We start from the raw sequence: 16920 nt of genomic DNA on the forward strand, positions 1-16920 counted from the left end.
CGACCCGACAAAAAATTTGATTGCCTGCGGAACAAAATGGCGCACTGCACAATTTAGCAGGCTCTGGGGCAATAGGGGTTTTCGAGAATGGACGGCAAGGTCAATCAATACCGCGTCGAAGCCGGCAACTGGCAGAGCCTCGGCGCGACGCCGGACGCCGATGGCACGAATTTTGCGCTTTTTTCAGCCCATGCCGAGCGCGTGGAGCTTTGTCTTTTCGACGATAGTGGCACTATCGAAACAGCGCGCATAGAACTCCCTGAGTTCACCAACGAAATCTGGCATGGCTATGTTCCGGGCCTGAAGCCAGGTGCGCTGTACGGCTATCGTGTCCGGGGTCCATTTGATCCTGCCAATGGTCACCGCTTCAACGCAAACAAGCTGCTCGTCGATCCCTATGCCCGCGAACTTGTCGGCGACGTTCAGTGGTCCTCCGCGCATTTCGGCTACATCGCCGATAGCGACGACAAGGATCTCTCCTTCAACGGCGAGGATAGCGCGCCCTTCATGCCGAAATGCCGGGTCGTCGATCCAACGGCCCATGACTGGCGAAACGATCGCGGGCCAAATATTCCCTGGTCGAACACGATTTTCTACGAGACCCATGTCAAGGGTTTCACCAAGCTGCATCCCGCCATCCCGGAAAACCTGCGCGGCACCTTCGAGGGCATGGGCCATGAGGCGATCGTCGGCTATATCAAGAGCCTCGGTATCACCTCCGTCGAACTGATGCCGATCCACGAGTTTCCCGACGACGACTTCCTTTTGAAAAAGGGCCTGCGCAATTTCTGGGGCTACAACACGCTCGGCTTTTTCGCGCCCGCCCAGCGTTATTATGGCCCGCGCGGTATCGCCGGCTTCCGCGACATGGTCCGCGCGTTTCACGATGCCGGGATCGAGGTCATCCTCGATGTGGTCTACAACCACACGGCAGAAGGCAACGAAATGGGGCCGACACTGTCTTTCAAGGGCATCGACAACCTCTCCTACTATCGCACCCTGCCGGACAATCACCGCTACTACATCAACGACACCGGCACCGGTAACACCGTCAACACCTCGCATCCGCGCGTGTTGCAGATGGTCACGGACTCACTGCGCTACTGGGTCGAGCACATGCACATCGACGGCTTCCGCTTCGATCTCGGCACTATCCTTGGACGTGAACCCGAGGGCTTTGATCAGCGTAGCGGCTTTTTCGATGCGATTGGTCAAGACCCGCTGCTTTCAAAAGTGAAACTGATCGGAGAACCCTGGGATATTGGCCCCGGCGGCTATCAGGTGGGTGGCTTTCCTCCGGGCTGGGCCGAATGGAACGACAAGTATCGCGACAAGATCCGCGATTACTGGAAGCTAACGCCAGGCGTCGAGCCCGATCTTGCGGCGCGCCTTCTCGGCTCCGGAGACATCTACGATCACCGCGGCCGCCGCCCGTGGTCGACGGTCAATTTCATCTCCGCCCATGACGGCTTCACCTTGAACGACCTCGTCTCCTACAACGACAAGCACAATGACGATAATGGCGAGGATAACAGGGACGGCCACAGCGACAACCGCAGCTACAACTACGGCGTGGAAGGCCCGACCGACGACGCAGCGATTAACGCGATCCGCGACCGGCAGAAGCGTAACATGCTGGCGACGCTGCTTCTCTCCCACGGAACGCCGATGCTGCTTGCCGGCGACGAGTTCGGGCGCAGCCAGATGGGCAACAATAACGGCTATTGCCAGGACAGCGAGATCAGCTGGGTCCATTGGGAAGGCACGCCCGAAAGCGGCGAGCAACTGAAGGAATTCACCCGCCGCCTCATTGCGCTGCGCCAGGAACAGCCCTTGCTGCGGCGGGAAAGCTGGCGCGATGGCACGGTGATCAACTGGGTTAGCGCCGACGGCACGCCTCATCTCGGAGACGACTGGGGCGTTGGCACGGATGCCGTGCTCGGTGTTCACCTGATACGGGAAGACCTTCAACAGGTCGAAGGCGTCTGGTCGGACGTTCTCACCCTGTTTAACCCGACCGATGCGGACGTTCCCTTCATCGTGCCGGCTCCGCAGGAGGGCGCTTGGGCGCTGGCCTTTACGACAGCCGATCCCAGCGCGGATGCGGCCACTCTTTTGGGCGGCGAAGCCTTCGAACTCGAGGCGCGCAGCATGGCTCTGTTCCACCGCATATGATCGACAGAGGGGCGGCGCCGCGTGGGTGGTTGCGCTCACTCGGCGGCGTTGGCCCGCTCGACCGGTGCATAGGCGAAACCCGGCAGCAGCTTGGCATAGAGCGCTGCATATTGCTCGGCGCTCCGCTCCCAAGAAAAGTTGGCTTTCATACCCTGGTTCTGCAGCCGTGCCCACTTCTTGGGGTCGGAATAGGCCTGCAGCGCCCGGCGAACCGCAAGGCGAAGGTTTTCGGCGGTGGCCGGATGAAACTGGAACCCCGTTGCAACACGCGCAGAAATCGCCGCGTCATTGGCATCAATGATTGTCTCGGACAGGCCGCCGGTGCGCGAGACGACCGGGACACAGCCGTAGCGCAACGCGTAAAGCTGGGTGAGGCCGCAGGGCTCGAACCGAGAAGGCTGGATGATCACGTCGGCGCCGCCGTGAATGAGGTGGGCCGTCGCCTCGTCATAACCGATCCGCACGCCGATGCGTCCCGGATAACGGCCGGCGGTCGCCAGCAGCGACACTTCGATATCCTCGTCGCCCTTGCCAAGCACAATCAGCTTGCCGCCAACCATTGCAATTTCCTCGGCAACCTCGGCCAACATGTCGCCGCCCTTCTGCCAGGTCAACCGGCTGACCGTCGCAAAGATCGGGCCGACAGCATGGTCAAGGCGGAAGGCATCAAGCAAATGCTTCCGATTGGTGGCCCGCAGCCGCATGCGCCGATAATCATACTTCTCAGGCAGATAGGGGTCTGTGGCCGGATTCCAGACATCCATGTCGATGCCGTTGACGATGCCCGTCAGCGCGCCCGGCCGGGCACTGAGCGCACCATCAAGCCCCATGCCGAGATCCGTCGAAACGATTTCGCGGGCATAGGTGGGGCTGACCGTGGTGATGGCCGTCGCGGTCTGGATGCCGCCCTTGAGATAGCTGACATAGCCGTAATATTCGAGACAGTCGGTCGACAGCGTCTCAAGCGGCAGGCCGATCTGCGAGACGACGGAGGTGGGAAACTGTCCCTGGAAGGCCAGATTGTGAATGGTCAGCACGCTTGGCACGTGGTTCGCATTGGTAGAGTGGCGCATATAGACCGAGGTCAACGCCGTCTGCCAGTCATGCGTATGCACCAGATCTGGGCGCCAGTCCGGAAGCAGGCCGCCCGCGATGGCCGATGCCACATAGGAAAGAACCGCAAACCGTTTCCAGTTATCGGCAAAATCCTTGCCGTCCTGATCGACATAGGGGCCACCCGCACGATTGTAGAGGGCGGGCGCATCAAGGATCAGAAGATCAAGGCCCTCATGCCGGCCTTCAAGCAATTGCGCGGGCGCACCGAAAAGATCCGGAAAATAATAGATCTGCTGTTTGTCGTGAACCGCGGAAAGAAGCAGCGGATATCCTGGAACCAGTGTCCGAATGAGAGCGCCATAATTCTTCAACGCCTTGGGCAATGAGCCCGTCACATCGGCAAGGCCGCCGGTTTTTATCAAGGGAAATATTTCGGACGTTACCGAGAGTATTTTCACGAAGCCCTGTTTCCTTCTCCCGCCTGAATCCCGCCGCAACGCACAAGCGTTTATGCTGCGCTGCCGAATCTATGATGTGATAAACGGGCGACCTTGTCCGCAGAAAAGAGACCTGCGGCGCGATAAAATTTTTCCGGTCAAATTTGAAGACGACGTATAAGCGCCGACAAGCCCGGCGCCTTCCGTTTCAACCTGAAGACGAATTCAGGACGCGGCCTTGCCACGCTTTTTTGCTACCATCTCCATCGGAGCATCGTTCTTGACGATGCTGAAGGGCGCCGGCTTGACTGTGTCATCGGCAGCAGCACTCTTCCCGCTCAACTCCCGTACTGCCTGCTCCCAATGCGAATACTCACGCCCTTCCGGAAAGCCCTGCGACTCCCAGATTTCATAGGCGCGCTTTCTGATGAGGTCTTCGTCAGTGTCTGTCATCTGCTTCTCCCTGGCACATCACATTTCACCACAACGACAATCTTACGCCTTGGTTCCTTTTCCGACGATCCTTAATTTTTTCCCCGTCCTATTCTTTTCCAGCGAAACGGGAAAACTATGATTTCCCTTGGCTTTTCCGGGCACATGTAAAAAGCAAGACTGGCGGCAGTGGCATGCAGCGCATATAAGCCTTGGGTAATTCTACTGCGCCCACTCGTTCCTAGTCAAACGAATCAGTGCACTGATCCGGCGACAGCCTCCGGTCGGCTGTCCCCAATCAACGAAAAGAGACGATCATGGCCGCGGAAAAGTTTATCGTCCTGCCCTATCGAAAAGTCCGCGGCGGCGTGGCACCGGGCGAGATGCGTCAGGCAAGCAGCGCTGCCAGTGCGGAAAAGATCGCAACGGCGATGTCAGGTCGTTTTCCCGGCGTTGCCGCCTATGCGGTGCAGGTCGATGAAGAAACCGGCGACATGAGCAGCCCGCGCCTCCTGATAAAATTCGGGGAAACGGCCGACCTGCCGTCCGACTGATCGGCCTCTCGGTTCCCGACGATTTTCTGCCGTAAGAACCACAGCCTTGGCCGGATGGAGGCGCACTTTGCGCATTCTCTGGGCGTTCTCTGGAACCTTTGTTGGGCATGAGCGTTTGTTGGGCAGTTGCCTTCAAAACGTGCGGGCACATCAAACGCTCTTCAAAGGATGTGAAAGCCATGAACCAACATATTGACCCCAAAGGAAGCCGCCCCGGAGATCCCGTTAACTTTCCCGCTGAACCGGCAACCACGCAGCGTGTGGATCCGCTGGCCGCACAGCAGCCGCGGAACGACTACACGACCACCGTCGACAATCGCCGTAGCTTCGGTAGCTGGCCGATCCTGATCGTGCTGCTTGCAGGTTTGGTGCTCGCATTACTTGTCTGGATGCCATCCGGCACCGATACATCGGACACGGCAACACAGCCGGCAACGACCGAGCAGACAACAACACCGCCAGCCGACGGGACCACGACGCCGGATACGGCCGTAACGCCGACCCCGGACGCGACGCCGGTGGTTCCCGACACGACGCAGCAGGCGCCGGCAACTGAGACACCGGCAACCGGCGAAACGCAGCCGCAGACGGATGGCGCTACGCCGAACAACGGCACAACGACCACGCCCGCTACGCCGTAATCGCAAGCTCACAGAATGTCTTAGGGATGGCGAAGCAACGCAAGTTGCTTCGCCATCTTCGTTGTTCACCTCGCCGTTTTCAGGCGACTTCTACCGCAGGCTCAATTGAACAAAAGACGCTTCCGGCCGTTTCTGCTTCAGGCAACAAACGTGAGGACAAGCCATGACAGAGAAAAATGGAAAGCCGACAAGCCGCGAGGAAGACTACCGCGACTACGAGGAACGAGATCTGAAAGACGGCTGGCCCTATGCCGATGCCGTTGCCGGATCGGATACGACCGTGCAAAACCAATCCTATGGCGATACTGCGCAAAACTTCGACGAAAGCGGTAATCCGGGTTTTGAGACAAGTTCCGAGGCAGCCATCCAGAGCGCCAGTGGTGCCGATCTTCTCGGGGAACGCACGGACGATGAAATCAACGATGACAGCATAGAGGAAGCCATTTCCGAAAGGCTGGAAAACAGTGATATTGAAACGGCGGGAATGGATATCAAGGTCAGCGCCGGCGTGGTCCATCTGACTGGCTTCGTCGAAACCGCAGGGCATCGCCGGCAAGTCGAAAAGCTGATCTATGCCGAGCCGGGCGTTACGGGCATTCGAAATGATCTGACCCTGACTGCCGCCGACGCGAATATTCCCGCCGACTGGGACGAGTAGCGTTATACGCAAATACTGGATACGGACGGCCGGACATGCGGCCGTCTGCGGGGCAAGGCAAGGGGAACTTGAATGTCTACCGATGGGGCGCAGACACCTTCTGAACAAGGGTCTGAAGATTTAAACCCTCGAGATCAGCAAACCGAATTCGTGGTCGGGCTCGGCCGCGGTATCGGCGGTGCGCTGCTGTTTGCGCTGCCCATGCAGATGACCATGGAGATGTGGCAGCTCGGTTTCTATATCGACCGCAGCCGGCTTTTCCTCCTGTTGATCGTGGCTATCCCCTTGCTCATCGGCATTGCGCATCGGATCGGGTTTGAAAAAACCATCGGCTGGAAAGATGACATTCGCGACAGCATTATCGCCTATGGCATCGGTATCGTCACCAGCATCGTCCTCCTGTCGCTTTTCCGTATTTTGACGCCCGACATGCCAGCGAGCGAAATCATCGGCAAGATTGCGCTCCAGGCAGTGCCCGCAAGCATCGGCGCCATGCTCGGGCGCAGCCAGCTTGGCAATGGCGGAGCGGATGATGACGACGAGGATAGCGATGGCGCCGCACCTGATGACAAGGGTTATGGCAGCGAATTGTTCTTAATGGCCGTCGGTGCGCTTTACCTCAATCTCAATATGGCACCCACCGAGGAGATGATCCTTATCTCATACAAGATGACACCCTGGCATGCACTTGCAACAATTCTGCTTTCGATCACTCTGATGCATGGCTTCGTCTATGCCGTGTCCTTCAAAGGCGGGCATGAGATTTCGGGCGATACGCCAGGCTGGCACGCGCTGATCCGCTTCACCCTGCCCGGCTATATCATCGCGCTCGCCATCAGCCTTTACGCGCTCTGGACCTTTGGGCGGTTGGACGGCGTCGGGCTGACACCGTCGATCATGGCGATGATTGTGCTTGGTTTTCCTGGCGCGCTGGGTGCCGCGGCCGCACGGCTGATCCTATAGGAGAGACAATGGCCGAAGACGCCAAGACATCGAAGAAAAGCAAAACCGTCGATCAGGACGCCCACTGGGTCCAATGGCTGACCGGGGCGATCTGTGCGGTGCTGGTTTCCGGCATGATCGGCTGGATCGGATACGAAGCGGTTATCGGCCAGGAGGGGCAACCTGAATTGTCGACCCGCATCGTTCACCAGGACAGAGTCGGTGACGGACAGCGGGTGGTGTTTCTCATCGAAAATGCCGGCGCGCGAACGGCAGCAGCCGTTGTTGTTCAGGGCCAGATACGGAATGGCGAAGCTGTTCTCGAAACATCCGAAGTGACATTCGACTACGTGCCCGCCCATTCCAGCGTCTCTGGAGCCATGCTGTTTCAATCGCCGCGGGACGCTGGTCGGTTGCAGATCCGGCCAACCGGCTATAGCGATCCATGACCGATTTTAAACGGGGTTATGCGGCAGAAGGCTGATCCTTGCCATCGCCTATTGCAGACGATGCGTTCCAGATAAACTGGCTTTCGCCGGCATCACCCTGCTGTGGCACCCAGAAGCTTGCAAGCGGCATCGCAGCGGCCCGCGCCTTGCTTTGTGAGAGGACAGTATCGACAGCGTCACCGGCAGCGGCGAGCGACGGATACAGCATGCCATCAAGGCTCCAGACGCTATATTTCACCGCGATAAAGCGTAGCTTGCCATTTTCGGGCACCAAGGCGCCCACAGCTTCGCCACCAAACTCAACAACCTGTTTCTTCATGATAAAACTCCCCTGCCTTGGCCCCGATCGGCAGTCATTTGGCTGCGCGCATGGCACAGCCGACCGAACCCTCGCCTTTCAGCCCGCACTGAAACGCGCGATTCAAAACTTGGTTCCATCCTTTTCAGAAAAAAACGACTTCGGTGCGGCGGACCTCAGCCAAGACGGGGGCAATTTCGAGTCCTGCGCTCGATCCGGCGACACCAGCGTCCGTATCATGCCGGTGCATGCAGCCTGAATGCGCGGTTCAGCCTGCGTTCCGGTGGAGTGGTGTTTTCTACACTTGCGACTGGAAGCCGGAACATTTCCGGCGGCGCAGGGCGACGGGGCGGCAGGTGCAACACTATTTCTTCGATTTGTTCTTCGGCGACGAGCAGATGGTCGATGACGAAGGTGTCGATCATTTCGACGAGGGCTCTGCCGTCTATTACGGGCAGAGGATCGCCGACAGGATCGGCCGCGACGCGGACTACCGCGCGCTCACGGTCCATGTCCGCCAGACGGACGGCGCTTTGCTCGCCGTCCTTGCCGCCTCCACCGGGCGCGGCATCGAGCGCACGGCGTTGATCGGTCGCTGAAGGTCAGGCCACGAACCGGTCCGGCCGGAACGGCTTGATGTCGATGACGGTTTTTCGCCCGTCATCTTCTCGGCAAGCGCACGGCCGGTGATCGGTCCGAGCGTCATACCATGATGGGCGTGGCCGAAGGCGAACCAGAGGCCTTCGTGGCGCGGCGCCTTGCCGATGATCGGCATCATGTCCGGCGTGCAGGGGCGAGCGCCCATCCAGGGTTCGTCGTCCCGGCGCTCCGCCAGTGGGAAAAACTCACGGGCGACACGCTCGGCGCGGGTCAATTGCACGGGTGTCTTGGGCGCATCGCGATTGGCAAATTCCGCACCCGTAGTCAGACGGACACCGCGCAGCATCGGCGCCAGGAAATAGCCCTTCTCCGCATCCAGCACCCAGTTGTTGAGCGTCGCCCCCTCTTCCATGCCATAGTGCATGTGATAGCCACGCTTGACGGCGAGCGGGAAACGATAGCCGAGTTTCTTCGTAACCGTATCGGCCCAGGGACCGAGAGCGACGACGACTTCTTTTGCCTCCAGCGGACCCTCGGGCGTGGCGACGCGCCAGCCTGCCCCTTCGAGAACATGCTCGAGCGTCGCGGCATCACCCGAGACAAGGCGTCCGCCCAGCGACTGGAAATAGATGAGATAGGCCTTGTTCAGGCTGTGCGGATCGCGGATCGACCAAGGATCAGTCCAGCGCAGGCCGCCGGCGAGATCGACCTTGATCGACGGCTCGATCACCTTCATTTCGGCGCTCGAAAGCTTCTGGTGGCTGACACCGAAGGTGGACGAAAGTTTTTCGGCATCCTTGTAGGCGGCGTCCCGCTCCTTGTCGGTGCGGAAGACCTTCATCCAGCCATCCTTGCGGATGAGATCGCCGGCACCCGAGGCGTTGATCAGGTCTGCGTGTTCGGCAATCGAATTCTCGATGAGCGGCGCATACATCGAGGCGATGTTCTGGTGCTGAGTAAAACCGGAATTCCACCAATAGCGAATGAGGAACGGAACGAGACCCGGCAGCGCACGAATATGGTAATGTGCATCGATCGTGTTGTTCAGCGCATAACGAAACAGGGCGCCGAAATCATGCGGGAAACCATAGGGAAAAACACCCTCGCGCTGGATAAGACCGGCATTGCCGAAGGACGTTTCCTCGCCGGCACCGCGACGATCGAGCAATACGACCGATTTGCCGCGCCGCGCTAGATGAATGGCCGTCGACAGGCCGACGATACCGGCACCCAGAACTACAACATCGGTCTTCATTTTTCAGATTTCCCCGTTTTCCAAGACATGGATTTACCAGTGCATACCGCGTCCACGGCTGCAAGCCGTGTCATTTCTTCAGCCCGTTCATGATACGCTCGAGATAGCCGAGCATCAGGGCCGAAACGACGAAGGCGATGTGCATGATAGTGGCCCACATCAGCTGTTCACCGGTATATTGTTTTGTGTTGAGGAAGATTTGCAGCAGGTGGATCGAGGAAATCGCCACGATCGACGAGGCGACCTTGATCTTGAGGCTGCCCGAATCGAGCTTTCCGAGGAAGGAAACCTCGCCATCTCCCTCGTCAAACCGGCTGACAAAATTCTCATATCCCGAGATCATCACCATGACGATGAGGCTTGCGACCAATGCGGCATCGATCAGGCCGAGCATAGCGAGGATCATCTGTGCATCGTCGTAGACGAACACCATCTCGGCGACCTTCAAGAACTTGTAGAGGAAGGAAACGCCGTAAAGGGCAAGCGCGGCTACCAGACCGAGATAAAAAATCACCAGCAACCAACGGCTCGAAAGGATGATCCGTTCGACAAGAAGTTCCAGGGATTTCATGGGGCAGCTCCGGATGTTGCGCGTGCGAACAATGAATAACCAAACGGCCCGGTTCCGGCAAGTCGCAGAAAACCGCATGCGAAAGGGCGGCAAAGATGCCGCCCCTCAACTGTCAATCATGACCAGTAAAGCCTATCTAGGCCCTGCGGAACAGACCGGCAATCAGAGAGATTACCAGGAACGCGAGGAACAGGAAGAACAGGATCTGGGCGATACCCGCCGATGCACCGGCGATGCCGCCGAAACCAAGCACACCAGCGATGATGGCAACAACCAGGAAGACGAGAGCGTAATACAGCATGATCATTCTCCTTTGCTTTGAAAGCTGTTCAGTAAACGCGCGTGGCGCGCGTTTGTTCCTGCTTCAACTTCAGCCTGTCTAACGCACGTAGTGGCTTGAAAGGATTGATTAACCATGTGCCAAAAATATGAACCGTTTTGAAACGGTATGGTCACTGGTTTGATGGAACTATCCACATAAACGACGCGTTGTGAGGGCAAGTAGCAAATGCGAGATAGTAAAATGACCGTATTGACCGTATCACCGTCGAACATATGGAAATCCGCATCCGAGGTCTTGCGCGCGCCCTCAGCACAACGGGACAAGAACCTGCATATCGGCGGCACCTTGCGAGACCTTTACTTTAGCGCCTCGATGCCAGCGACCGAAGGAGAATTTGCAAAACTCCTCAGCGATCTTGAAGCCGCAGAGACAGATAGCAAGAATCGCGACGCTTGAAACACGTATGAGCATAAGGACCAGGGCCGCCGAGAGCGGCCTTTTTCGTGTCTGCACCTCGCCTGAAAGTGAAAAGCCGGCGATGTTGACGCCGGCTTCGATTGCAATCATTGCCTTGTAAAGATTATTGCGCTGGCGTGGAAAGCATCATCCCGCGACTGTTGGCTGCGTAGCTCTCCTTGTCATAGGCCGGCTGCTTTTCCAGCTGCTCCTTGGTAAAGGGGAGTAGATCATCATCTTACCGCTCGCGTCTGCCATCACCTGCACGCTCTTCGCATTCATCGCCACCGGCTTTGCACCGACACCGAGAAAACCGCCGACATCGATGATATAGGCCTCGAGCTTGCCGTCTGCGCTCAGGATAACGTCGCCGATCGTGCCGATCTGGGTATCATCCGCAACCTTGACCTCGGTTCCGATCAGCTTTTCGGCGCTGAGCAGCGCAGGGTCCACGGGCTGCAGTTCACCCGACGGGACTGCCGCGGTGACATTCTTGTCCAGTGTCGCCGGATCAACATCCGGGTCCGTCATCAACGGCGTCGTTCCGGTTTCCGGAATGATCGTTTCTGCCGTTTGCGGTTCTGCCGTGGTAGACGCAGACGGCTCAGCCTCGGCCGACTGCTTGTCGGACTTGGCAGCATCGTTCTCGGGAAGCGTTGCCACTGCCCCGTCCATGACCGGGGCACGATCAAATGGCGGGGCTGCCTGCAGTTCCTCCTTGGTCGCGGAAATTACGATAATCCGCTCTCCGTCCTTCTGTGAAAGCGAGACGCGGTCGAAATTCACCGCCACATCCTTTTCGCCGATGCCGAGGAAGCCCCCGACGCCAACGACCAGCGCTTCGGCACCGCCACCGGCATTAATGACGACGTCGTTAACGTCACCAACGGCCTCGCCCTCTTCGTCAGCGCCCGTGTAAACCGTCTTGCCGATCACCGATGAGGCAAGAATCTGCTCCGCCGAGGCTGCAAAATAACCGACCGAACCGGACTTGGCTGAATCCGTCTGGACTGCCCCGTCCGTCGATGTGGCCTGCTGGGCAAGGACGTTCGTCGTGAAAATTGCGACAAAAACGGTCGTGGCCATAAGTGTGCGGTTCATTTCAATCTCCTTAAGAAATTTCGGTATCGACGCCCAGGCGAAGACGGCCGGCATCGCGCCGACTCTGAGTGCAAGGAACGGAAGAATGCGTGTGTTTGTTCCAAGGGTAGAGACAGTATCGCCCCCGACTGGTTTGCCTCGCAGGCAAAACTCGTCTCATGCACAGACAGCATTTTCGTGAGGTGTCACTGACTAATTGCTAAGCACCACGGAACGGGAACCCTTTTGAGCAACCACAATGGCTGCATCGGCAGCGTCATTCACAACTTGGACATTGAGTTCACCTGAGGAGGTAACATCCCAAGTGATCGTTGCATCTTCCAAAAAGAGCGCCGGATCGATGGTTGCACATTTGCCATAAGTAATACCGAACTGCCCCTCAACACTCCTGAGTGCTGGCTTCAGCAGTGCCTGGCATTCCTCAACGGTTTCAAATCCAACGGCGGGTGATGGAATTTCGCGGCAATCGGCATTTGCCGCGCCACACCCAATCAGCATCATGATTGCTGCAACATGCTCCATCCTCGTGCTCCTTGCACAATGACCGCGTTGCCAAGCAAACGGCGTTTCGCCATCAAAGTTCCAAAAATGGAAAAACCTTTTAGAGGGAACAAATTTATCTCACCTGCGTTTAGCTGCCGATAACAATTCGGCCACAAAGGCTGCAGACAGCTTTAAAGGACACGTCCATGCTCGGTACAATTCTGCTGATCGTCTTGATACTTCTTCTCGTCGGAGCGCTTCCGAATTGGGGACACAGTCGGAATTGGGGTTACGGACCATCGGGCGGGCTTGGCCTCGTTGTCGTCATCCTGCTTATTCTGGTCCTGATGGGCCGCATCTAAACCGCCTGCACGTCAATCACAATCGACACCTGAAGAGGAAATCCCCATGAAAAAGATAATGCTCGCAGTCGCGCTGATCCTGCCACTGACCGCCTGCACGCAGACTGAGCGCGGCGCCGGGATCGGAGCAGCATCTGGTGCTATCATCGGTGGCGTTGCAACAGGCAATGTCCGTGGCGCAGCTGTGGGTGCTGCGGTGGGCGGTGTCGCCGGCGCGCTGATCGGCAATGCCAATGAGCCGGGTCGCTGCTACTATCGTGATCGCTATGGCCGTCGTTACATCGACGCTTGCTAATTGCGAAACCAACGCATGAAAAAACGGGCCTCGGCCCGTTTTTTTATGCTTTCAGCCGTTTTTACCAAGGGTCACAACTAGACTTTGGGTTCATCAAGCTTTTCAGCCTGATCGAGCTTTTCGAGGAGATCAAGGAATATATCCGGAAGTGGCTGCATCTCGACAGAGTTGTACAATGCACGCAATTTCAAGGCGATCTGCGAAGAGCTCTCCAAAACCTCATGAGGATTTGACCGCAAATCTGCTGACTTTCCAGGCTTCTTAGGGGGGCCACTCATCGAATAGTCTCGCATCGGCAACCAAACAGTGCTGCATTATTTTGCTGACTCTTTCCTCGCTTGGAAACTTCCAATATTGGGTAAAACATGGTCAAACCACTGGCAGTTTCGGCTGAGGAGCGTCCTCTGCGAGCCTCACTCTCAAACACATCATACTAAAGGAAGTTCCGTATGTCACTTTCGATGCGAATTGCTGCCCATCTTCCCTACCTGCGCCGCTTTTCGCGTGCGGTCACCGGTTCGCAGGCCTCCGGCGACGCCTATGTCGCTGCTGTGCTGGAGGCTTTGATCGCCGATATTACCTTGTTTCCGAAAGGCTCAAACGACCGGGTAAACCTGTTTCAGCTGTTCTGCTCGCTCTTCGACGGCATCAATATCGACCTGCCCGAAAATACCTCGCCCTTCGGCTGGGAACAGCGCGCTGCCGACAATCTGGCCGTCGTTTCACCGGCAGCCCGAAAGGCTTTCCTGCTCGTTGCAGTCGAAGGTTTTTCGCCGGAGGACGCAGCGGACGTGCTCCAGGTCTCGGAAGAAGCGTTGTCCGGTCTGTTGCGGCAAGCATCGGATGATATTTCCGGACAGGTCGCCACCGATATCCTCATCATTGAGGACGAGCCTCTGATTGCCATGGATATCGAGGACATGGTGAAAAGCCTCGGTCACACGGTCACGGGCATTGCCCGCACGCACAAGGAAGCTATCGAGCTTTTCCGCCAGACGCCGCCAAAGATGATCCTTGCGGATATTCAGCTTGCCGATGGCAGCTCCGGTATCGATGCCGTTAATGAGATACTCGCCAAGACGTCGATCCCGGTGATCTTCATCACCGCCTTCCCCGAACGACTGCTGACCGGAGAAAAGCCGGAGCCCGCTTTCCTCGTCACCAAGCCGTTCAATCCTGACATGGTGAAGGCCCTGATCAGCCAAGCGCTGTTCTTTGACGAGCATGGACGCTCATCCGGCAGAGCCCACTGAGATCAGCCCACTGGGGAGGGGCGGTCCAGCGCAAACGCATCGAACCATGCTTCACGCTGGCCGCAACTAAGGGCGGCCAGGATGCGCGATGCCATGAAGCTGAACGTGATGCCGTTGCCGCCATAACCATAGGCTGCAAGCAGGCGAGGATAACCGGGCACCGGGCCGATCAGTGGCAAGCCGTCCTCGGTTTCGCCGAAGGCACCGGACCAGGAATAGGCAATGGTCGGGTCTGCTGCCGGCCAGAGGCGCCCAAGGCTTTGGATCAGGAATTCTTCTTTCGCCTGAGCCTTGGCATCTCGCTCTGCTGGATCGACCGTATCATCATCACCTCCGCCGATGATGATACGGCCGTCCTTGGTTGTTCGGGCATAGAGATAGCTTTCCGTAGCCTCCCAGATGAGTTCGCCACCGGGCCATAGATTATCTGCCTTCTGGGGTACCGTTGCGATCGCCCAACTCGAGGCTGTGCTGTGCAAGGCGCTTCCAACAAAATCGGGCATGACATAGCCGGTAGCGAGGATCACATGGCGCGCTTCGATGACGAAGGGGCTATCGGTCTCAACGACCACCGCACTGGACGAAGAATGGTATTCCGTCGCCATGGCATCGATCAGTCTGGCGCCCTGCCCCACGGCCGTCTTGAGCAGACCCCAGGAGAGGAGCAACGGATCGGCATCCGCTGAGCCCGGCGACAGAATGGCCGCAGCCCGGTCGATACCGAAAGTCGACAGAAGGTCGCGGTACTCGATGAATTGGCCGGGCAGGCCTGCACGCTGCCGCAGTTCGTGTTCCGCGTGAAGTTCCGAACTGCGGCCCTCAGCACCTGCGATGTAGAGCGTCGAGCGCTGGCGATAAAGGCAAGGGATCTGCAGAGACTGGACAAGCCCCGTCAGTCCCTGAACCGCTGCCAAGCTGCGGCGATAGATGGAGGCGGCCTGATCGAAGCCATAAAATTTGGTCAATTCTGAAAGCGGGCAGTCGATTTCCCATTGCAGCATGGCTGTGCTGGCATTGGTGCTGCCGAGCCCCGGCTGCTCGCGATCAAGGATGCAGACTTCAATGCCAAGTGCTGCAAGATGCTGCGCCGCAAGCGATCCGGTAATCCCGCCACCGACGACGAGCACCTCCGTCTTAATGCTTTCCGTGAGCCGCGCCCCGCGTGGCCGCAGCGCCGCGCCACCCCATGGGGACGTGCCACCACGGAGATCGTTCTGTCCGGTCAGATCCGGATCAAGCGATGAAGACATGGATAATTCCTGTATGAAAGGCGCCCGCCGGCAGCGTGGTGCTAGGATGGGAGGTGGCGTTCAGGCGGGTGTGTGCGGAGTTCGTCGAAGACTGTCATAGCGATCAGCGACATGGGCAAGGCTAGCATGGCGCCTACGGCACCCCACATCCATGTCCAGAAAATGATCGCAAGGAAGATCAGAAATGGGTTGATCTCCAGCCTGTGCCCGAGGATGGAAGGCGTTACGAGGTTTTCCATGACCAGATGAAGAAGAAAGAAACCAAGCGCCGGCGCCAGAGCCAGCAGCAAGGCATCATGCGTCATCAAACCGGCAACCATGAGCGCGATCGTCATCACGGTGACGCCGACATAGGGAATGAAGCTGGAGATGAAGGCAAACAGGCCCCAGAGCCCCGCCATGCCCAAGCCACCGACAAAGGCGATGATCGCCGTAATCGCACCGAGCACGATGTAGATCAGGCTTGCGGTGGAAAAATAGAAGCCCATGGCATTTTCGGTAGCGTTCATGATGCGGATTGCCGTCAATCTCCGTTCTCGCGTCGCGAACGCCATTATAATTGTCTTTCGCAGCTGTGCTCGGCCAACGAGAAACAGGCCCAGCGCTGCGAGGAAGATCAATGTCTGGATCAAGGCTGGCGTGAGCCCCGACGCAACGAGGCCGAGCATGGCCCCCGCATTCTGCATTGCGATGTCCGCCACCGCCTTTTCATCTGCCCCTGCAAGGGCCGATTTGAGCCAATCAAACCGCTCCACAAAAGGCAGAACCCGTTCAACGGTGCGCTCGAGAATGCGCGGCGCTTCGACGGCAAGTTGAGACATGGGTTCCACCAGGGCATTTATCAGCAGAAAAAGGCCGGCGACGAACACAATACCGAGGAGAAGACCGCCAAGCACGGGGAAGACCAAATTTCGCCAGGCGGTCCGCGGCGAGACCCAGCACCATACCGACGACGATCGCAAGCGTTATCGGCATGAGGATCGCTTCCATCAAATAGATGACAGCGGAAGCAATGATGATGAAGATGCCTACAATGCTCCAGGCGACCACCAGGTCAAGCGAGTCGCGTGGATTGACCTCCGGATAGGCGGCGTCGATTGCGGCCTGCTCGGCCTCGCGAATATGCTTACGCTTTCGAATATTCGCTTTTTCTTGCAGTACGGCGTCCATGTCGATGACCTTGTTCCCCCGTCATGGATTTGCCGAGAAGGCGGCCCGGAGATGACGCTCAACACCGGGCGAAAGAAGGAAGCGATCTACGTTTATGAGCATGGCCTTCTGATCCGCGCCCCATAAACGCCGGTTTTGCGAAAAAGTTCCACCGCCGCCTCGCCGAATGTGCGGACCAATCCCTCACTCGAGACGTTTT

21 protein-coding genes and 2 pseudogenes are annotated in these 16920 nt (G+C 57.9%); 11 read left to right on the forward strand and 12 right to left on the reverse strand.

Features of this window, described 5'->3' with window-relative positions:
• The first annotated feature begins 87 nt into the window (after positions 1–87).
• Positions 88–2175: a glycogen debranching protein GlgX gene (gene glgX, locus P6U16_RS06600; RefSeq protein ID WP_277703088.1), complete on the forward strand. Its 2088-nt coding sequence runs from the start codon at positions 88–90 to the stop codon at positions 2173–2175.
• A gap of 35 nt (positions 2176–2210) precedes the next feature.
• Here glgX and glgA read toward each other — a convergent pair whose 3' ends face one another.
• Positions 2211–3689, reverse strand: a complete 1479-nt coding sequence (gene glgA / locus P6U16_RS06605; protein WP_277703089.1) for a glycogen synthase GlgA — start codon at positions 3687–3689, stop codon at positions 2211–2213.
• A gap of 204 nt (positions 3690–3893) precedes the next feature.
• Positions 3894–4121, reverse strand: coding sequence for a DUF2934 domain-containing protein (locus P6U16_RS06610; protein ID WP_277703090.1), 228 nt, complete (start codon positions 4119–4121; stop codon positions 3894–3896).
• A 293-nt stretch (positions 4122–4414) separates the two neighbouring features.
• On the opposite strand from P6U16_RS06610, the gene P6U16_RS06615 reads away from it, so the two are divergent.
• The 5 genes from P6U16_RS06615 (at position 4415) to P6U16_RS06635 (ending at position 7344) form a co-directional block, all read left to right on the forward strand.
• Positions 4415–4654 carry a hypothetical protein gene (locus P6U16_RS06615; protein ID WP_277703774.1) on the forward strand — a complete coding sequence of 80 codons (240 nt, stop codon included), beginning with the start codon at positions 4415–4417 and terminating at the stop codon, positions 4652–4654.
• Between the two features lie 179 nt (positions 4655–4833).
• Positions 4834–5295 carry a hypothetical protein gene (locus P6U16_RS06620; RefSeq protein WP_277703091.1) on the forward strand — a complete coding sequence of 154 codons (462 nt, stop codon included), beginning with the start codon at positions 4834–4836 and terminating at the stop codon, positions 5293–5295.
• Positions 5296–5458: 163 nt separating this feature from the next.
• The gene (locus tag P6U16_RS06625) at positions 5459–5953 is read left to right on the forward strand and encodes a BON domain-containing protein (protein WP_277703092.1); all 495 of its coding nucleotides are present in this window, start codon (positions 5459–5461) and stop codon (positions 5951–5953) included.
• Positions 5954–6025: 72 nt separating this feature from the next.
• Positions 6026–6916 (forward strand): TIGR02587 family membrane protein, encoded by an 891-nt coding sequence (locus P6U16_RS06630; RefSeq protein WP_277703093.1) that lies wholly within the window; start codon positions 6026–6028, stop codon positions 6914–6916.
• 8 nt (positions 6917–6924) lie between these two features.
• Positions 6925–7344 carry a hypothetical protein gene (locus P6U16_RS06635; protein WP_277703094.1) on the forward strand — a complete coding sequence of 140 codons (420 nt, stop codon included), beginning with the start codon at positions 6925–6927 and terminating at the stop codon, positions 7342–7344.
• Positions 7345–7360: 16 nt separating this feature from the next.
• On the opposite strand, the gene P6U16_RS06640 is transcribed toward P6U16_RS06635, so the two are convergent.
• Entirely contained in the window at positions 7361–7663 is a 303-nt protein-coding gene (locus P6U16_RS06640) for a hypothetical protein (RefSeq protein ID WP_277703095.1), read from the reverse strand.
• A gap of 215 nt (positions 7664–7878) precedes the next feature.
• Positions 7879–8067 (reverse strand): hypothetical protein, encoded by a 189-nt coding sequence (locus tag P6U16_RS06645; RefSeq protein WP_277704034.1) that lies wholly within the window; start codon positions 8065–8067, stop codon positions 7879–7881.
• Between P6U16_RS06645 and P6U16_RS06650 the strand changes: the two genes are divergently transcribed.
• Positions 8041–8241: a hypothetical protein gene (locus P6U16_RS06650; RefSeq protein WP_277703775.1), complete on the forward strand. Its 201-nt coding sequence runs from the start codon at positions 8041–8043 to the stop codon at positions 8239–8241. The genes P6U16_RS06645 and P6U16_RS06650 overlap by 27 nt on opposite strands.
• Before the next feature lie 3 nt (positions 8242–8244).
• Here P6U16_RS06650 and P6U16_RS06655 read toward each other — a convergent pair.
• The 3 genes and pseudogenes from P6U16_RS06655 to P6U16_RS06665 form a co-directional block, all read right to left on the reverse strand.
• Positions 8245–9497: pseudogene (locus P6U16_RS06655) on the reverse strand (FAD-binding oxidoreductase).
• A 70-nt stretch (positions 9498–9567) separates the two neighbouring features.
• Entirely contained in the window at positions 9568–10068 is a 501-nt protein-coding gene (locus tag P6U16_RS06660; RefSeq protein ID WP_277703096.1) for a TIGR00645 family protein, read from the reverse strand.
• Between the two features lie 136 nt (positions 10069–10204).
• The gene (locus P6U16_RS06665) at positions 10205–10369 is read right to left on the reverse strand and encodes a DUF1328 domain-containing protein (RefSeq protein ID WP_277703097.1); all 165 of its coding nucleotides are present in this window, start codon (positions 10367–10369) and stop codon (positions 10205–10207) included.
• A 222-nt stretch (positions 10370–10591) separates the two neighbouring features.
• Between P6U16_RS06665 and P6U16_RS06670 the strand changes: the two genes are divergently transcribed.
• Entirely contained in the window at positions 10592–10807 is a 216-nt protein-coding gene (locus P6U16_RS06670; RefSeq protein WP_277703098.1) for a hypothetical protein, read from the forward strand.
• A gap of 147 nt (positions 10808–10954) precedes the next feature.
• On the opposite strand, the gene P6U16_RS06675 is transcribed toward P6U16_RS06670, so the two are convergent.
• Positions 10955–11908 (reverse strand): PRC-barrel domain-containing protein, encoded by a 954-nt coding sequence (locus tag P6U16_RS06675; protein WP_277703100.1) that lies wholly within the window; start codon positions 11906–11908, stop codon positions 10955–10957.
• Between the two features lie 192 nt (positions 11909–12100).
• Positions 12101–12430 carry a hypothetical protein gene (locus P6U16_RS06680; RefSeq protein ID WP_277703101.1) on the reverse strand — a complete coding sequence of 110 codons (330 nt, stop codon included), beginning with the start codon at positions 12428–12430 and terminating at the stop codon, positions 12101–12103.
• 167 nt (positions 12431–12597) lie between these two features.
• On the opposite strand from P6U16_RS06680, the gene P6U16_RS06685 reads away from it, so the two are divergent.
• Both P6U16_RS06685 and P6U16_RS06690 read left to right on the forward strand, forming a co-directional pair.
• Positions 12598–12753 (forward strand): DUF3309 family protein, encoded by a 156-nt coding sequence (locus P6U16_RS06685; protein ID WP_277703102.1) that lies wholly within the window; start codon positions 12598–12600, stop codon positions 12751–12753.
• A 46-nt stretch (positions 12754–12799) separates the two neighbouring features.
• Positions 12800–13048 carry a glycine zipper domain-containing protein gene (locus P6U16_RS06690; RefSeq protein WP_277703103.1) on the forward strand — a complete coding sequence of 83 codons (249 nt, stop codon included), beginning with the start codon at positions 12800–12802 and terminating at the stop codon, positions 13046–13048.
• Between the two features lie 77 nt (positions 13049–13125).
• Here the strand turns inward: P6U16_RS06690 and P6U16_RS28330 are convergent, their stop codons facing one another.
• Positions 13126–13341 (reverse strand): NepR family anti-sigma factor, encoded by a 216-nt coding sequence (locus tag P6U16_RS28330; RefSeq protein ID WP_349017690.1) that lies wholly within the window; start codon positions 13339–13341, stop codon positions 13126–13128.
• A gap of 156 nt (positions 13342–13497) precedes the next feature.
• Between P6U16_RS28330 and P6U16_RS06700 the strand changes: the two genes are divergently transcribed.
• On the forward strand, positions 13498–14301 hold the full coding sequence (locus P6U16_RS06700) for a response regulator (protein ID WP_277703104.1): 804 nt from the start codon (positions 13498–13500) through the stop codon (positions 14299–14301).
• 2 nt (positions 14302–14303) lie between these two features.
• Here P6U16_RS06700 and P6U16_RS06705 read toward each other — a convergent pair whose 3' ends face one another.
• Both P6U16_RS06705 and P6U16_RS06710 read right to left on the reverse strand, forming a co-directional pair.
• Complete coding sequence (locus tag P6U16_RS06705) at positions 14304–15551, reverse strand: FAD-binding oxidoreductase (protein WP_277703105.1); 1248 nt, start codon at positions 15549–15551, stop codon at positions 14304–14306.
• Between the two features lie 41 nt (positions 15552–15592).
• A pseudogene (locus tag P6U16_RS06710) lies at positions 15593–16721 on the reverse strand (AI-2E family transporter).
• Between the last annotated feature and the right edge of the window lie 199 nt (positions 16722–16920).

This window comes from Rhizobium sp. 32-5/1, from assembly GCF_029537235.1.
Lineage (GTDB): Bacteria > Pseudomonadota > Alphaproteobacteria > Rhizobiales > Rhizobiaceae > Pararhizobium.

What these genes read in the sequence shown, in the direction of transcription:
- P6U16_RS06650 (WP_277703775.1), top strand. Translation starts at nt 8,041, where the DNA reads ATGGTCGATGACGAAGGTGTCGATCATTTCGACGAGGGCTCTGCCGTC.
- glgX (WP_277703088.1), top strand. Translation starts at nt 88, where the DNA reads ATGGACGGCAAGGTCAATCAATACCGCGTCGAAGCCGGCAACTGGCAG.
- P6U16_RS06675 (WP_277703100.1), bottom strand. Translation starts at nt 11,908, where the DNA reads ATGAACCGCACACTTATGGCCACGACCGTTTTTGTCGCAATTTTCACG.
- P6U16_RS06680 (WP_277703101.1), bottom strand. Translation starts at nt 12,430, where the DNA reads ATGGAGCATGTTGCAGCAATCATGATGCTGATTGGGTGTGGCGCGGCA.
- P6U16_RS06665 (WP_277703097.1), bottom strand. Translation starts at nt 10,369, where the DNA reads ATGCTGTATTACGCTCTCGTCTTCCTGGTTGTTGCCATCATCGCTGGT.
- P6U16_RS06630 (WP_277703093.1), top strand. Translation starts at nt 6,026, where the DNA reads ATGTCTACCGATGGGGCGCAGACACCTTCTGAACAAGGGTCTGAAGAT.
- P6U16_RS06705 (WP_277703105.1), bottom strand. Translation starts at nt 15,551, where the DNA reads ATGTCTTCATCGCTTGATCCGGATCTGACCGGACAGAACGATCTCCGT.
- P6U16_RS06645 (WP_277704034.1), bottom strand. Translation starts at nt 8,067, where the DNA reads ATGATCGACACCTTCGTCATCGACCATCTGCTCGTCGCCGAAGAACAA.
- P6U16_RS28330 (WP_349017690.1), bottom strand. Translation starts at nt 13,341, where the DNA reads ATGCGAGACTATTCGATGAGTGGCCCCCCTAAGAAGCCTGGAAAGTCA.
- P6U16_RS06640 (WP_277703095.1), bottom strand. Translation starts at nt 7,663, where the DNA reads ATGAAGAAACAGGTTGTTGAGTTTGGTGGCGAAGCTGTGGGCGCCTTG.
- P6U16_RS06635 (WP_277703094.1), top strand. Translation starts at nt 6,925, where the DNA reads ATGGCCGAAGACGCCAAGACATCGAAGAAAAGCAAAACCGTCGATCAG.
- P6U16_RS06685 (WP_277703102.1), top strand. Translation starts at nt 12,598, where the DNA reads ATGCTCGGTACAATTCTGCTGATCGTCTTGATACTTCTTCTCGTCGGA.
- P6U16_RS06625 (WP_277703092.1), top strand. Translation starts at nt 5,459, where the DNA reads ATGACAGAGAAAAATGGAAAGCCGACAAGCCGCGAGGAAGACTACCGC.
- P6U16_RS06620 (WP_277703091.1), top strand. Translation starts at nt 4,834, where the DNA reads ATGAACCAACATATTGACCCCAAAGGAAGCCGCCCCGGAGATCCCGTT.
- P6U16_RS06670 (WP_277703098.1), top strand. Translation starts at nt 10,592, where the DNA reads ATGACCGTATTGACCGTATCACCGTCGAACATATGGAAATCCGCATCC.
- P6U16_RS06610 (WP_277703090.1), bottom strand. Translation starts at nt 4,121, where the DNA reads ATGACAGACACTGACGAAGACCTCATCAGAAAGCGCGCCTATGAAATC.
- P6U16_RS06700 (WP_277703104.1), top strand. Translation starts at nt 13,498, where the DNA reads ATGTCACTTTCGATGCGAATTGCTGCCCATCTTCCCTACCTGCGCCGC.
- P6U16_RS06660 (WP_277703096.1), bottom strand. Translation starts at nt 10,068, where the DNA reads ATGAAATCCCTGGAACTTCTTGTCGAACGGATCATCCTTTCGAGCCGT.
- P6U16_RS06690 (WP_277703103.1), top strand. Translation starts at nt 12,800, where the DNA reads ATGAAAAAGATAATGCTCGCAGTCGCGCTGATCCTGCCACTGACCGCC.